The following is a 15,426-nucleotide window of genomic DNA, read 5'->3' on the forward strand; positions in this document are numbered from 1 at the left end:
ATAAAGTGTCCACAAAGCACCTCCTAAAAACTTAACCCAAGCTCAGACATATGTTCCGCAATTTGATCCATGTCACCATAACCATTATTGCTCTCCCATCTTTCTTTGCTCCAGATTTCAATTTTGTTTAATACCCCAACAAATACAATATCTTTTTCTAAAGCAGCTGATTCCCTTAACTTATTAGGAATTAAGATTCTTCCCTGCTTGTCCACTTCGCAACTGGCAGCTCCTGCCATAAAATATCGTTGCAATTGTCGGGCGTCTTTACTTCCCGGAAGGTTTTTCAGTTGAGCAATGAATTCCATCCATTCATCATTAGGGTATACAAATAAGCAGCCATCTAAACCCCCGGTTACAACAAATTCATCCCCTAAGGCTTCTCTGAACTTTGATGGTACAATTATTCTTCCTTTAGCATCAATCGTATGATTGTATTCACCCATGAACATGGATTTTCACCCCTTATTCACCACTTCACTCCACTTCAAACCACTTTGCTCCACTTATAATGCTATTTTATCTTAGTTTTGGGAATTTATCAAGTAAAAAAAACACAAAAAAAAATACAAGTTCTACCATCATAGGCAGGAACTTGTATTCCCCACTTATTTTATACAAGATGTAGCTTATTTATATCTATAAGCACAAAATGTACCGATTTATTGTGTTTTACTATAAGATAGTAATTTAGACCTATCTTACATTCTTTCTCACTTGCCTTCTTTTTATGATAATGATTGCCATAGCTGCAATTACCAAAAGGGCTGAAAGTACTTGTGAAACTGCAAATGGAGTACCCCATAAGAATAGCTGGTCTGATCTTATCCCTTCAATCCATGCCCTTCCTAATCCATATCCAACTAAATATAATAGAAATACTTCACCATTAAATTTCTTGTGTTTTGAGTATAATATCAGCAAAATAAGCACCCCTAAATTCCACAGAGATTCATACAAGAAGGTAGGATGAACCTGAATATAACTGATTCCATCTATTACAACCGGATTATTTCTAATCTCTAAAATACGATTAAGCATATCGGGCTTATTGGCATACTTTTCAGTAAGGTAAGATACAGGAGCAGTATAATCATAACTAACATCCCGGAGATCCAGCAACATAGAAAACAGTCCGTTAGTGTACTTCCCGAATACTTCGCGGTTAAAGAAGTTACCCCATCTTCCTATGATCTGTCCGGTAATTAATCCAAGACATGCCGTATCCACCAGTAAACCAAAGGACACCTTTTTTATCTTAGTATAAATCCAGGCTGTTAATACAGCTACTATAATACCACCATAGATTGCTAAGCCACCCTGCCTGATATTTAAAATCTGAATAAGATCATCTTTAAATTCATCCCATGAAAATATTACATAAAACAACCTTGCTCCGATAACAGATAATATAATCGCATACAATGCAAAGTCCAAATACAAATCTGGATTTTGTCCGGTTCGCTTTGCCTGCCATTGGGCTACTAAATAACCGGCTGCCATACCCAGTGCAATAACAATTCCATAAAACGCTATTTCAAATCCAAATACCTCAATGGAGGAACCTACATTATTGAATTCGATCCCTAAGTTTGGGAATTTAATACTTGTAGCTGCGTTGTAAATCATTTATATTCACCACTTTCCTACACGTTAAATCGGAATAAAATAACATCTCCGTCTTGCACAACATATTCTTTACCTTCTGAACGAACTAGGCCTTTATCTTTCGCAGCATTAAAACTGCCGCATTCTACTAAATGGTTATAACTTACGATTTCAGCACGAATGAAACCTCGTTCAAAATCGGAATGAATCTTGCCAGCTGCACCGGGCGCTTTTGTTCCTTTAGTTATAGTCCAGGCTTTTGTTTCTTTTGGTCCTGCCGTTAAATAACTGATAAGTCCCAGAATATTATAACTTGCACGAATCAGTTTTTCTAATCCGGATTCTTTCAGGCCAAGTTCTTCTAGGAACATTTTCTTCTCATCATCGTCTAACTCTGCAATCTCCTGTTCAATCTGGGCACATATAACAAATACTTCTGATTTTTCTTCCTTTGCAAACTCTCTTACCTTTTGAACATGCTCATTGTTTATACCTTCATCTGCCAAATCATCTTCTATAACATTTGCTGCATAGATTACCGGTTTATAAGTTAACAGGTTGAAACTGCTGAGCAATGCAATTTCTTCTTCATCCTCCGTATTAAAACTCTTTGCCATATTACCGGATTCCAAATGTCCCTTTAGACGCTCTAATAATTCCAGTTCCTTTGCAAGTGCTTTGTCATTTTTGGCACCCTTAGAGGTTCTTGCAATTCTTCTTTCTAATATTTCCATATCGGAAAAGATCAATTCTAAATTAATTGTTTCAATATCCCTTAAAGGATTAATAGAACCGTCTACATGAATAATATTACTGTCTTCAAAACATCTTACAACATGAACGATAGCATCTACTTCTCTGATGTTGGACAAGAACTGATTCCCAAGACCTTCTCCTTTGGAAGCACCCTTTACCAAACCGGCTATATCCACAAATTCAATAGCAGCTGGAATTACTTTTTCAGAATTATATAAATCTCCAAGTACTTTTAATCTATCATCTGGTACTGCTACAATACCAATATTAGGATCTATAGTACAAAAGGGATAATTGGCCGATTCTGCACCTGCCTTTGTTAGTGAATTAAATAATGTACTCTTACCTACGTTAGGTAAACCAACGATTCCTAGTTTCATATGTGTTCTTGCTCCTTTCAAGTCTGGAAATCTGTACGTAATACAAATCTCCGGCAGAAAGAATTTTATTCTTTCTACCTTGTCTTCTTTTCCTATTATAAATGGAGTTGCCTCCCGCATTTAATCTTTCGATTCAACAACAACTAATATACCTGATTCTAATAAAATATTAGCTTTCGGACTTACCACCTCATTGCTGATCCCTATGCTTTCACCAACATGTAAAGTTCTCTTCAGCAATGGATATTTAAATCCTTCTAAAGTAACATGCTTAACAGTTTCTGTAAGCGGCAAAAGAGAAAGATAAGATCCATAAAGCTTATCTTTTATAAGAGTTGTATTTTGATCAATCAGATATATCTTATTATGTTCATCTATAATACAAGCTTTTCTATTTTGTTTTAATGGTATATATAATAAATGTATATTAGCAAGCATATGGTCTATTCGAGTCCCCGTTGCACCTAATATTACAATTTCGTCCGCTTCTAATTCTGTTGCCAGCGTAATGGCAATCTGCGTATCCGTTTCATCCTTCTCAGGATTATACTTTTTCATGGTAATATGCTGTTTTTCTTTTGCATAAGTACGGTATTGTTCAAGTATATCAGAAGGTACAGAATCAAAATCTCCTAAAATATAATCCACCGGCAAATTAAGGGCTTCTACGGATTTTAACCCACTGTCTGCAGCAATGACCGTATCAAATTCTTGATTCTCCAAAAATTTCTTAGCAAAATCTACAGATATAGTACCCCCGGTTAATATTAAAACTCGTTTTTGTTTCATAAATATAACCATACTCCTTCTAAGGTCAGGTTGAATATTTTCAACCGCTGAAATCCTTTCAACCTTGAGAGAATTTCACTTTACCTTATTGGTACTTTGAAAAAATTTCATTAAAGTTCTTTACATTCTTTATGATATCTCCGCCAAATACTGCAGTACCTGCTACGATAACATTTCCGCCTGCCTCAATAATTTCCGAAACATTATCTGTATTAATTCCGCCATCTACCTGAATGTCAACATTTAAGTTTTTAACACGAATTAATTCTTTCAAGGTTTTAATTTTATCTATAGCTAGTGGTAAAAATTTTTGTCCTCCAAAGCCAGGATTCACACTCATGATCAGAACCATATCAATATCTTCCAGACAATAATCCAGCACAGATAAAGAAGTAGAAGGATTCAGAGAAACTCCTGCTTTTACTCCTGCCTCTTTAATTCTGGAAATGGTTCTATTTAAATGTTTGCATGCTTCTGCATGAACAGTAATAATATCTGCCCCTGCATTTACAAAATCATCAATGTACCGGATGGGTTCCTCCACCATTAAATGAACATCAAAAACTAGTTTTGATATTGGACGTATACATTTCATAACAGGAGCACCAAATGAAATACTTGGGACAAATGCCCCATCCATAACATCAATGTGAAGATACTCTGCCCCAGCTTGTTCTACCTGTTTTATGTCTTCTTCCAAGTTTGCAAAATTTGCAGATAAAATAGACGGCGCTAATTTAATCATACTTTCCTCTTTCCTGCATATAACAAGCCTTGCTTGTCATACTGCCTTAATCTTAAGTCTGAAACGGTTTTCTTCAGACTTTCTTCATTTCCTGCATATGTCAAGCTCTGCTTGTCACACTGCCTTAATCTTAAGTCCGAAATACTATTTTCATGCTTTCCTTATTTTCTGTATAAGAAGTTTGCTTGTCATACTTACAACTATCATTAATATTTTTTAATATTCTTTAATTCCTCATAGAGAATTTTATAGCTTTCATAACGGACAGGGCTTATCTTTCCTGCTTCTAATGCCCTTTTGACCCCACAGTCCGGTTCGCTTAGATGCTGACAACCGATAAACCTGCATTCCTCATTATATTCGTAAAACTCAGGAAAATAAGTTTTTAACTCCTCCTTGTCCACTTCATTAATATAAAGTGAACTAAAACCCGGAGTATCCATAATATACGTCCCCGGTCTTACATAGAACAGTTCTGAATGCCTGGTTGTATGCTTTCCTCTTTTTATCTTTTCACTTATATTTCCTGTCTCCATATTGGCTTCCGGCTGAATCAAGTTAATAATAGAAGATTTTCCAACACCGGAAGGCCCTGCTACAACTGTTGTTCTACCTTCTAAAAGTTCCTGCAAAGAATCTATGCCTTCCTTCATAACGGCGCTGGTAAAAATAACCTGATATCCGCAATTCTTATAGATGTCTTTTAATCTGATAATTTCATTTTCTGAAACAATATCATCTTTATTAAAACAGATTATTACATCAACCTCTTGTCTCATCATCAGTATTAAAAAACGGTCTAATAAGTTTAAATTAGGAGTAGGATCCGCTGCAGCAAATATGATCACCGCCTGATCCACATTTGCTACACTGGGACGTATTAATTCATTTTTACGTTCCAAAATCCCGTTTATATTACCTTCTTTTTTCCCTTCGTCAATAACATCAATTAAAACATTATCTCCTACAAGAGGCTTTATTTTCTGATTTCGGAATATACCTTTTGCTTTGCACTGGTATATTCCAAAACCTTCAATATTTACATAATAAAATCCTGCAATTCCCTTTATAATTTTACCCTGCATTATTGTCCCACCGGTGTAAATACAATCGCCCAGATTGTATCATAATCGTCATAAACAATCAGACGTCCATTTTCTGATACTGCTCCTGGTTCACCTGGTTCTGCATCTCTTCCCACAAGCATGGTAGCAGTACCGGTGGAACCACTTTCACTCTTAATATCAGGTATGGTAATCGGGAAACTTTCGTAAGACTTTTCTCCTTTAAAAAGGTTTCGTGTTTTTCCATCTTGTTCCATATTTATTACTATAATTCCACTTTCGCCCGGATAATCGAATGGATTATCTGTAATGGTAATCTGACCTATATATTGCTGCGGTCCTGGAGTAGGTGTAGCAGCTTTAGGCCCCAAGCTAAGTGTAATATCAATTGGTGTTTGACTTGCCACTTTACTACCTGCTTCATAATTCTGGTACATAACTTTTCCAGCTTTATATACATCTGAATTATCATTGCTTACGTTACCTAAAGTTAAACCTGCTTCTTTCAGTTTGGTTAATGCATTAGCCTCAGTAAGGTCAAGTAAATCAGGAACAACAGACTGTTCATTTTTAGGTCCATTACTTACTATAATCGTAACTGTATCACCTTTTACAACTGGAGTATCTCTTGCAGGATTTGTTTCAATTACTTTTCCTTCCTCAATTTCATCGTTATAAGTAAAATCATGTTCAACAATCAAACCTGCCTTCTCTAACAATTCGGTGGCCTTCTGGTCTGATAAGCCATACACATTGGTTAACTTAAAACTTTCAGGTCCCACACTTACAAATAATTGAACCTCTGCATCAGCAGGAATTTCTGCACCTTTTTTCGGATATTGATCCATTACGAAACCTGCTTCATAGGTATCGGAATAGTCCTCCTTACGGGTAACATGCAACTTATCGCTTTGATCTTTTAGGTTCTTTTCTGCATCTTCAAAAGTTAAACCCACAACAGAAGTTACGATAACTGTTCCAACTTCTGCTTCTAATTCTTCCGTAGGTGTTGGTGTTAAAGTTGACTCTATTGGATCCTGGCCGCCCTTATTACCTTTGCTAGGAAATAAATTAAAAAATTTAACACTAATATAAATAAAGATAATAACTAAAATAACTGCCACCGCAATAGTTCCAACTAAAGTAATTTTCTCCATACGGGGATCAACAGTATCTAATTCTTCTTCCTCTTCCACAGGCACAGGTACAGGCTGACGATCGATTCTGGTTCTGCGGCCGTCTGTATTCTGCATGGTATCCTCATTTTCATTAATTCCCAGACCGGCTCCTTTAGAAACAGATTTAATATGATTCATCTCATCTTCAGAAATATTAATTGTAGGTGAATCCGTTACAATTGGAGCAGGAATTATGACAAAATCACCATTTGGATTGGTAATGGAGCGTTTTAAATCCGCAATTAATTCAGAAGCGCTAAGATAACGCCTCTCTGGCTTCTTTTGCATACATTTTTGCACGATTTTATCTACACTAAGAGGTATATTAGGATCTATTTCCCTTAGTGATGCTGCCTCTCCCTGAATGTGGAGAAGAGCAACAGATACGGTATTATCTCCTGCAAAGGGTACTCTTCCGGAAAGCATTTCATACATAGTTACACCAAGGGAATAAATATCGCTTTTCTCATCACTGTAACCACCCCTTGCCTGCTCCGGAGATAAATAATGAACGGAACCCATTGCATTGGAAGTAATGGTATTGGAAGTGGTCGCTTTGGCAATCCCAAAATCGGTAACCTTTACTTTTCCTTCTTTTGAAATAATTATGTTCTGAGGCTTAATATCTCTATGAATAATATGATTGGCATGGGCTGCCTCCATTCCCAGGGCAATTTGAATTGCAATACCAATTGCTTCTTTTACTTCTAACTTTCCTTTTCTTTCTATAAAATTCTTTAGAGTGATACCTTCCACCAGTTCCATAACAATATAATGTAGATTATTATCATTTCCAACATCATAAACATTTACAATATTGGGATGGGATAACCCTGCAACTGACTGAGCCTCTGCTCTAAATTTCATCACAAAATTTTTATCATCACTGTATTCCGGTTTCAGAATTTTTATGGCTACAAAACGGTTAAGTCTGTGACATTTTGCCTTATAAACATCAGCCATACCTCCTGATCCGACTTTATCTATAATTTCGTATCGGTCACTTATAAACATTCCTGGTTTAATCATTCTTTTCACCTCTCTCTACAGTTTTACAATAATAATGGAAATATTATCTTTTCCACCATTCTCATTTGCCTTTTTTACCAGTTCTTTTGCTGCAAGCTGTAGATTATCAGGATATTCCTTTACTATAGCCATTATTTCATGATCCTCCACCATATTGGACAAACCATCTGAACACATAAGTATGGTGTCATCTGTTTCCAGATTTACTTCAAAATAATCAGGTATTACGTTTTTACTTGCTCCTAATGCTCTTGTTATAATATTTTTATTGGGATGAAAACGCATGTCTTTCCTGTCAATTTCACCTGTCTGTACCATTTCTTCAACTAAGGAATGATCCACTGTAATTTGTTTAATATCTTCATTAATAATATATAATCTGCTGTCGCCAATATTAGTTACGTATAGTACATCCTTTAATATTGTTCCGGCAACAAATGTTGTACCCATTCCCTCTAATTCATTATTATCTTCAGCTTCTTTTAATAATGAATCATTGGTCTTTTGTAATGCTTCTGATATCATTCCAATGTGAGTATCTTGCTTACTGTTTTTAATATTCTCGGTAAAGGCTTCCACACAAAATCGTGAAGCGTAATCCCCCGCTTTATGGCCCCCCATTCCATCAGCAACAATAAACAAATTAGGCAGACCTCCAACGGGGTTTTCTTCACAGAAAACATAATCTTGATTAATCTGTCGTTTTTCTCCTATATCTGTTATTGAAAATGCTCTCATACATACCTCTTTTCTGAATACCAAGCTTGCTTTACTTGTTAAAGAAACAGATTCGCTTACCTATATACTTCCCCAAATCAATTCATTACTTTAACATCAGAAGATTGATCCATATAACTTTTCCTTAGTTGGCCACATGCGGCATCAATATCTGTACCCATTTCTCTTCTAATAGTAACATTTATTCTGTTTTTTTCAAGTATATTTTTGAAATTTAGAATATTTTTAGACTCCGATTGTCGATAATTCCGCTCTTTTATTGGATTAATAGGAATCAAATTTATGTGGCAGTTTAAGCCCTTTACTAAATGAGAAAGTTCCTTGGCAAGCCCAGGTAAATCATTCACCCCTTCAATCAGACTATATTCAAAAGTAATTCTTCGTCCTGTTTTTTCATAATAGTAATGACAGGCTTCCATAATAGATTCTATGCTATATCTATTGGCAATAGGCATAATTTCTTTCCTTAATTGGTCGTTTGGGGCATGAAGGGATATAGCCAGAGTAATTTGCAGATCTTTATCTGCTAAAGCCTTTATATTATCCGCTAATCCACAAGTGGATACCGTAATATTTCTTTGACTGATATTTAACCCATGCTCATCGGTTAACATACCAATAAATTTTACCAAATTATCCAAATTGTCCAAAGGTTCTCCCGTTCCCATAACAACCACATTGGATACTCTTTCACCGGAAATCTTTTGTATCTGATAAATCTGATCCAGCATCTCGGAAGGAGTGAGATTTCTTTCAAAGCCACCTATAGTTGAAGCACAAAAGGTACATCCCATTTTGCAGCCTACCTGTGAAGAGATGCAGACCGAATTACCATGACGGTATTTCATTAAAACGCTTTCCAGCACCCGGTCATCACATAACCGGAATAAAAATTTGCTGGTATCACCATCTTTTGATACCAATTTGTTTATTTCAGAAAGACCTGTAATTTCACATTCTTCTTTTAACCGTTCTCTTAATTGTTTTGATATGTTGGTCATGTCATCAAAACTGCTTACCAGTTTCACATGGAGCCATTCATAGATTTGTTTTCCACGGAATGGTTTATCTCCCAGCTTCTCTAATAAGCTTTTCATCTCCTCAAAATCTAAGGATTTGATATCTATTTTATTCATTGGTCAGTGTTCTCTCCTTAATCTGGCAATAAAAAATCCATCACATTGATGAATTCCCGGTATCAATTGCAAATAACCCTCTTTTGTTGTATCACTCCAGAGTATTTCCGGAAGATAAGGATTTAAACTTTCCGCTTTAAAATGATATTGTTTCATAAACCAACGTACATTTTCTATGTTTTCTTCCGGATTAATGGTACAGGAACTGTAAATAAAAGTACCACCCTTTTTTACATATTGATGAACCACTTCTAATATATCTCTTTGTAAGCGAACTAATTCTTTTTGTTTTTCTTTTGTAACATTGTATTTTATATCCGGCTTTTTCCCGATAATACCCAAACCGGAACATGGAAGATCAGCTAATAAAACATCAGCTTTCTCTATACTTTCTTCATCCAAAACTAACGCATCCTGGACTTTTGCTGTTATATTGGTATAACCCAAGCGGTTAATATTATCTACTATAAAATTAACTTTATAGTCAGAAACATCTCTGGAACTAACCTGTCCGGTAGAATGCAGCAATTCTGCTGCATGAAGGGATTTTCCACCGGGAGCTGCACATACATCAATGACTACGTCACCTTCTTTAATACCGGAAACTGCACCTACTAACATGGAACTTTCATCCTGCACTTGAAAATATCCTTTATTAAAGGCATTCAAGGCATTTAAATAGTTGTAGTTTTCTATTCGGAAAGCATAGGATAAATAGGCTCCGTATTCCACAGAAACTCCTTCATTTTCTAACATTTTCTTTAATTCATCCGGTGACACTTTATTCAGATTACAACGAATGGTTGTTTTTTTATCTCTTAAAGTAGTTTCTAATATGCCTTTTACAGTTTGGACATCGTATTGTTTTAACCAGTCTTTGATTATCCAATCCGGCATGGAATAGTTTAAACTTAAATAGCCTGCCGGATCTTTCTCTTCCGGTGGGAAAGATACCTTTTCCGGGTTTCGTATGATATTTCTTAGAATTCCATTAACAAATCCACTTAAGCTTTGAAATCCTCTTTTTTTCGCTAATTTTACTGCTTCATTACAAACAGCAGAATCCGGAACCTGGTCCATGTATTTAATTTGATAAACACTAATTCTAAGCAGATTTCTTATTAATGGTTTCATTTTATTTGTTTTAATGCTGGAATACTGATTAATAATATAGTCAATTGTTATCAGTCTTTCTATAGTACCTTCGCATATTCTGGTTATAAAAGACCTGTCTTGCTTTTCTAATGATTGATGTTGTTTTAAAATCTGACTAAGTACCCTATGGGTATATTGTTGATTCCCCGTAATATCCATTACTGCATCTAATGCAATTTCCCTGGGATTTTTCATGTTAATCCTCCATGCTTCCAATTCCTGCGAATTTGGGTACAAGCACAATAATATTGGCAAAGGGAATTTCACAATTCACTTGTGAAAATTTTATTTTCACACTTGTACCCTGGTCTTTAGTCACGATCTCTTCCTCCAAATAATATAACCAATCGTAACAATTGCAGTATGGAGGCTGCTGCTCCGGCAACATAGGTCAAAGCCGCAGCACTTAATACTTTTCTTGTTTGTCTCACTTCTTCCGTACGCAGGATTCCTGTTTCATCTACAATCTGTACTGCTCTTCTGGAAGCATTGAATTCTACCGGCAAAGTCACCAACTGGAATAATACTGCCAAAGCAAACATAATAATTCCTAAATTAATTAAGGTTTGAGAACCTCCCATAAAAAGTCCAATTAAAATCATTGGCCAGGATACACTGGCACCAAAATTTGCAACAGGTACTAAAGCACCTCTTATACGAAGAGGTACATATCCTCTGTTATGCTGAATAGCATGTCCGCATTCATGTGCGGCAACACCAACAGCTGCAACAGAGGTATTGTTGTATACCGTTTCTGATAATTTCAATGTCTTATCTCTTGGATCATAGTGGTCTGATAGATTGCCGCTGATTGGTCTAATGGTTACATCATAAATACCTGCAGAGTGAAGAATTCTTTCTGCAGCCTCTGCTCCTGTTAAACCAGATAGGCTTCTAACTTTAGAATATTTTGCAAAAGTAGTTTTTACTTTTAAAGAAGCCAATAAAGATAATACAACTCCTATTACAATTAATATTATTGTTGGATCATAATAACCAAAACCATAAAACATAATATTTTCCTCCTTATCTTAAGATAAAATCTTTCCTGCCTGAAGATCAAATCCTCTTATAAAAGCATCAACTGTCATTCGTTTCTTTCCTTCCAGTTGTACTTCATGAAGGACTAATCTTCCGTTACCAGTCTGAACTATAATAGAATCTTTTGTAACTTCCAGGATTTCACCAGGTTTTCCGGTATTGCCAGCTTTTTCTGATAACCCCTGCTCTACTGATGCCTCCCAAATCTTTAATGTTTTACCATCTAAGAATGTGTAAGCACTTGGCCAGGGATTCAGTCCACGGATTAGTCTTTCAATCTCTGCGGCTGAATTGCTGAAATCAATGTGCCCTAAGGATTTATCCAGCATTTTTACATAAGTAGATTCTTCATCTTTTTGCTTTTCTCTTACTGCTGTTCCATGTTCTATCTCCTTAAGTGCTTTTATTAGTAAACGGCCTCCGCATACAGCCAGTTTATCATGCAAACTGCCTCCGGTTTCTTTTGGTTCTATGATTACTTCTTCTTTCATAATCATATCTCCTGTATCTATTCCCACATCCATATACATAATGGTAATACCTGTTTTTTCTTCTCCATTTATTATGGTCCATTGGATAGGCGCTGCCCCGCGGTATTTGGGAAGCAGGGAAGCATGGACATTAATACAACCATACTTTGGGAAATCTATAATTGTTTTTGGAAGAATCTTTCCATAAGCTGCCACAACAATACATTCCGGATTAATTTCTTCTAACTTCTTTATGAAGTCCTCATCTTTTGCCTTATTAGGCTGATAAACAGGAATCTGGTGTTCTAATGCAAGTTCCTTTACCGGCGGATACTGCACCTGTTTACCTCTTCCTTTGGGTTTATCAGGCTGTGTTACCACCGCCAGAATCTCATGTTCTGATTGTATCAATGTATCCAATATTGTAGCTGCCAATTCCGGCGTACCCATAAAAACTATTTTCAATCGCTTTCATTCCTTTCATTCAAGTAAGTACAATGATTATTTTCTTCTGTTACTTTTCAATTTACTTTTTCTTAAGCATATATTTTACAGCTAATATTTTATCTATCCCTTTTTATTCTTCATCGTTATTAACACTATGAAGTTCCCCAACTACTTTGTCTACATATAATTCGCCATTTAAATGATCGTTTTCATGAAGCAAAGCTCTGGCTAAAAGTTCTGTTCCTTCTACAATAATTTCTTCCATGTTCTCATTTAATGCTTTTACTTTTACATAATTAGGTCTTGTTACGGTACCTGATTTTCCGGGTACGCTAAGGCATCCTTCTTCCCCGGTTTGTTCACCACTGGTTTCTAGTATAACCGGATTAATTAGTACAATAGGGCTGTCTCCTTCCGGAGATACATCTATCACCACAATTCGTTTTAAAACTCCTACTTGAGGAGCTGCCAATCCGACACCTAGTGCGTCATACATGGTATCTAACATATCTTCTATTAATATTTTAATTTTAGGTGTCATTTCTTTAACTTCTTTTGATTGTTTATTTAATACAGTATCTCCAATTAATCTTATATTTCTTATTGCCATAGTATTCATTCCTTTCAAAATTTATTAATAACTATTCATAGGGTTAAAATCAAATTGTACGTTGCAGCCGTTAAAATGTTCTGAATAATTAATATAACCTTCCAGATAATCCTTAATGGCAACTAATAAATCATAATCAGACCCTTTTATATAAATCATAAACCGGTATATATCATTTGCTTTTGCCAGAGAGGCGGCTGCGGGTCCTATGATTACAACTTCCTCACTGATCCCTTCCTTTGCAGTCCAGTCATTTGCAGCGCCGCTGATTAATTCTGCCGCTGTCAAGGCCTTATTTTCATCCTTTGATGCAGTCAGTATTGCTAATATATGTGCAGCCGGCGGATATTTTAATAATTCCCGATATGCCATTTCCTGTTTATAAAAACCTAAGTAATCATCTTCACTGGCTGATTTTATACTATAGTGATCCGGTTGATAACTTTGAATTACCACTTCACCGGGCAGGTGACTACGACCTGCCCTTCCTGAAGCCTGGGCAAGAAGTTGATAGGTTCTCTCTGATGCACGATAATCGGCGGCATATAAAGAAAGATCGGCCGCAAGGATTCCCACTAAAGTTACCATAGGAAAATCATGCCCCTTAACAATCATCTGGGTTCCCACCAGAATATCTGCTTCCCCATTGGCAAAAGCAGAAAGGATCTTCTCATGACTGTCTTTGTTCTTCGTGGTATCCATATCCATTCTTAACACTCTGGCACCTGGGAATTCTTTTTTTACCATATCTTCTACCTTTTGTGTTCCGGTACCAAAGGCTGCTATATACGGAGAGCCGCAACTTGGGCACTTAACAGGTGCTTTTTCTGAATAACCGCAATAATGGCAGAGCAATGTGCCATTATTATGAGCCGTTAGTGATATGTCACAGTGAGGACATTTCATAACATGGCCGCAGCTTCTACAAGATACAAAACCTGCATATCCTCTTCTATTAATAAACAACATAATTTGTTGATTTTTTCTTAATCTGTCTTCTACTAATTCCTTTAATTTTATACTAAAAATAGATTTGTTTCTCTTTTTTAATTCTTCCCTTAAATCCACAATCCAAATCTTAGGCATAATGCTTTTACCAATGCGGGATTGTAGAGTAAACAGCTTATATTTTCCTTCTATAGCATTCTTATAAGATTCCAGTGAAGGTGTTGCCGAGCCTAGTATAACACTTGCATCAGATAATTGTCCACGTTTTATAGCAACCTCTCTTGCGTGGTACTTTGGTGGATTCTCACTTTTATAAGTACCTTCATGTTCTTCATCAATAATGATAAGTCCAAGATTACTAAAAGGGGTAAATAAAGCCGATCTTGGTCCAATCATAATATCAATGTCTCCCTTTTTGGCTCGTAAATACTGATCGTATCTTTCCCCTTGAGACAATCTTGAATTCATAATAGAGATTCTGTCACCAAATCGTTTGTAAAAACGCATTACAGTCTGATAAGTAAGGGCTATCTCAGGAATCAGCATAATAACCTGCTTACCCTGTTTAATAACATCTGCAATAATCTCCATATACACTTCGGTTTTACCGCTGCCGGTAACACCATGAATCAGGTAAGTATTCCGTATGTTTTTTCTGTATTCTTTTATTATACTATCCACAATACCTTGTTGTTCCTCTGTCAGATGAACCTGTTCTTTATCCATGGCATCTTTTTGAATAGGATTTCGGTATAAGCGTTCTGCCTCTATAGTAATGATTCCGAATTTTTCTAAATCTTGTATGGTGGTTCTTGCTATGTTTAATTTATGAAGAACAACATCATAATCAATAGCGTCCTCTTCTATCAGTTCTTCTAATAGCCGGACTCTCCCTTTATTATTCTTGGCTTTAAATAGTTTCAGATGTTCACTGGCCTTCTCTGTGGGCACCGCCAATTTGACCGTTTTCTTTTCCTTTGCTTTTACTGATTTTTTAACTGGTATAACTGTTTTCAGGGCATCGTTCATGGTGGAACCGAAAGTTTCCTTAATCCAATAGGCTAATTGAATTAATTGGCTTTCAATAACCAAGCCATCATCTACAATTTGATATATAGGTTTAATTAAATCTTCCCTCCACTTTGGTACATTGGACACTTGTACGATATAACCTTTTATCAGGCGGTTTCCCTTTCCAAAGGGCACAACTGCCAACGCACCGATTACGGCTTGCTCCGCTAATTCTACAGGTATAGAATATTGGTATGTCCGATCCAAATTCTCATGAGAAATGTCAACAATAATATCTGCATATTTCATTGTCATACCAAT

Annotated in this window: 15 protein-coding genes; all 15 read right to left on the reverse strand. The window is 36.1% G+C overall.

The genetic code is table 11. The annotated features are described in order from the left end of the window. Positions 1-23 precede the first annotated feature (23 nt). Positions 24-452 carry a division/cell wall cluster transcriptional repressor MraZ gene (gene mraZ, locus BM183_RS08975; protein WP_091686258.1) on the reverse strand — a complete coding sequence of 143 codons (429 nt, stop codon included), beginning with the start codon at positions 450-452 and terminating at the stop codon, positions 24-26. Positions 453-696: 244 nt separating this feature from the next. Beyond that, positions 697-1,629: a prolipoprotein diacylglyceryl transferase gene (lgt, locus tag BM183_RS08980; RefSeq protein WP_091686260.1), complete on the reverse strand. Its 933-nt coding sequence runs from the start codon at positions 1,627-1,629 to the stop codon at positions 697-699. Positions 1,630-1,646: 17 nt separating this feature from the next. Beyond that, a complete protein-coding gene (gene ychF, locus BM183_RS08985; protein WP_091686380.1) occupies positions 1,647-2,744 on the reverse strand; it encodes a redox-regulated ATPase YchF in 1,098 nt (365 codons plus the stop codon). A gap of 120 nt (positions 2,745-2,864) precedes the next feature. Beyond that, on the reverse strand, positions 2,865-3,533 hold the full coding sequence (locus BM183_RS08990) for a thiamine diphosphokinase (RefSeq protein ID WP_091686261.1): 669 nt from the start codon (positions 3,531-3,533) through the stop codon (positions 2,865-2,867). Between the two features lie 85 nt (positions 3,534-3,618). Further along, positions 3,619-4,278, reverse strand: a complete 660-nt coding sequence (gene rpe, locus BM183_RS08995) for a ribulose-phosphate 3-epimerase (RefSeq protein WP_091686263.1) — start codon at positions 4,276-4,278, stop codon at positions 3,619-3,621. A 206-nt stretch (positions 4,279-4,484) separates the two neighbouring features. Continuing rightward, positions 4,485-5,363, reverse strand: a complete 879-nt coding sequence (gene rsgA, locus BM183_RS09000) for a ribosome small subunit-dependent GTPase A (protein WP_091686265.1) — start codon at positions 5,361-5,363, stop codon at positions 4,485-4,487. Further along, a complete protein-coding gene (gene pknB, locus BM183_RS09005; RefSeq protein WP_091686266.1) occupies positions 5,363-7,549 on the reverse strand; it encodes a Stk1 family PASTA domain-containing Ser/Thr kinase in 2,187 nt (728 codons plus the stop codon). Before pknB ends, rsgA begins: the two co-directional genes overlap by 1 nt. Before the next feature lie 15 nt (positions 7,550-7,564). After that, on the reverse strand, positions 7,565-8,287 hold the full coding sequence (locus tag BM183_RS09010; protein WP_091686268.1) for a Stp1/IreP family PP2C-type Ser/Thr phosphatase: 723 nt from the start codon (positions 8,285-8,287) through the stop codon (positions 7,565-7,567). A 77-nt stretch (positions 8,288-8,364) separates the two neighbouring features. Continuing rightward, on the reverse strand, positions 8,365-9,423 hold the full coding sequence (gene rlmN / locus BM183_RS09015; RefSeq protein WP_091686270.1) for a dual-specificity RNA methyltransferase RlmN: 1,059 nt from the start codon (positions 9,421-9,423) through the stop codon (positions 8,365-8,367). Positions 9,424-9,426: 3 nt separating this feature from the next. Further along, the gene (gene rsmB, locus BM183_RS09020; protein ID WP_091686271.1) at positions 9,427-10,773 is read right to left on the reverse strand and encodes a 16S rRNA (cytosine(967)-C(5))-methyltransferase RsmB; all 1,347 of its coding nucleotides are present in this window, start codon (positions 10,771-10,773) and stop codon (positions 9,427-9,429) included. Between the two features lies 1 nt (position 10,774). Further along, a complete protein-coding gene (locus BM183_RS21250) occupies positions 10,775-10,897 on the reverse strand; it encodes a hypothetical protein (protein ID WP_276326328.1) in 123 nt (40 codons plus the stop codon). Beyond that, positions 10,890-11,594, reverse strand: coding sequence for a zinc metallopeptidase (locus BM183_RS09025; protein ID WP_334292868.1), 705 nt, complete (start codon positions 11,592-11,594; stop codon positions 10,890-10,892). The genes BM183_RS21250 and BM183_RS09025 overlap by 8 nt, the downstream gene beginning before the upstream one ends. A gap of 15 nt (positions 11,595-11,609) precedes the next feature. Next, positions 11,610-12,554 (reverse strand): methionyl-tRNA formyltransferase, encoded by a 945-nt coding sequence (gene fmt / locus BM183_RS09030; protein WP_091686275.1) that lies wholly within the window; start codon positions 12,552-12,554, stop codon positions 11,610-11,612. Positions 12,555-12,666: 112 nt separating this feature from the next. Continuing rightward, on the reverse strand, positions 12,667-13,146 hold the full coding sequence (gene def / locus BM183_RS09035) for a peptide deformylase (protein ID WP_091686277.1): 480 nt from the start codon (positions 13,144-13,146) through the stop codon (positions 12,667-12,669). Positions 13,147-13,170: 24 nt separating this feature from the next. Beyond that, positions 13,171-15,420: a replication restart helicase PriA gene (gene priA, locus BM183_RS09040; protein ID WP_170847941.1), complete on the reverse strand. Its 2,250-nt coding sequence runs from the start codon at positions 15,418-15,420 to the stop codon at positions 13,171-13,173. Between the last annotated feature and the right edge of the window lie 6 nt (positions 15,421-15,426).

It is taken from the genome of Anaerocolumna aminovalerica (genome assembly GCF_900115365.1).
Taxonomy (GTDB): Bacteria; Bacillota; Clostridia; order Lachnospirales; family Lachnospiraceae; genus Anaerocolumna; species Anaerocolumna aminovalerica.

Bases quoted from the DNA above. Each gene is read 5' to 3' on its own strand.
- rpe (WP_091686263.1), bottom strand. From the start codon at position 4,278: ATGATTAAATTAGCGCCGTCTATTTTATCTGCAAATTTTGCAAACTTG.
- priA (WP_170847941.1), bottom strand. From the start codon at position 15,420: ATGACAATGAAATATGCAGATATTATTGTTGACATTTCTCATGAGAAT.
- BM183_RS09010 (WP_091686268.1), bottom strand. From the start codon at position 8,287: ATGAGAGCATTTTCAATAACAGATATAGGAGAAAAACGACAGATTAAT.
- BM183_RS08990 (WP_091686261.1), bottom strand. From the start codon at position 3,533: ATGAAACAAAAACGAGTTTTAATATTAACCGGGGGTACTATATCTGTA.
- rsmB (WP_091686271.1), bottom strand. From the start codon at position 10,773: ATGAAAAATCCCAGGGAAATTGCATTAGATGCAGTAATGGATATTACG.
- ychF (WP_091686380.1), bottom strand. From the start codon at position 2,744: ATGAAACTAGGAATCGTTGGTTTACCTAACGTAGGTAAGAGTACATTA.
- rlmN (WP_091686270.1), bottom strand. From the start codon at position 9,423: ATGAATAAAATAGATATCAAATCCTTAGATTTTGAGGAGATGAAAAGC.
- def (WP_091686277.1), bottom strand. From the start codon at position 13,146: ATGGCAATAAGAAATATAAGATTAATTGGAGATACTGTATTAAATAAA.
- pknB (WP_091686266.1), bottom strand. From the start codon at position 7,549: ATGATTAAACCAGGAATGTTTATAAGTGACCGATACGAAATTATAGAT.
- rsgA (WP_091686265.1), bottom strand. From the start codon at position 5,363: ATGCAGGGTAAAATTATAAAGGGAATTGCAGGATTTTATTATGTAAAT.
- lgt (WP_091686260.1), bottom strand. From the start codon at position 1,629: ATGATTTACAACGCAGCTACAAGTATTAAATTCCCAAACTTAGGGATC.
- mraZ (WP_091686258.1), bottom strand. From the start codon at position 452: ATGTTCATGGGTGAATACAATCATACGATTGATGCTAAAGGAAGAATA.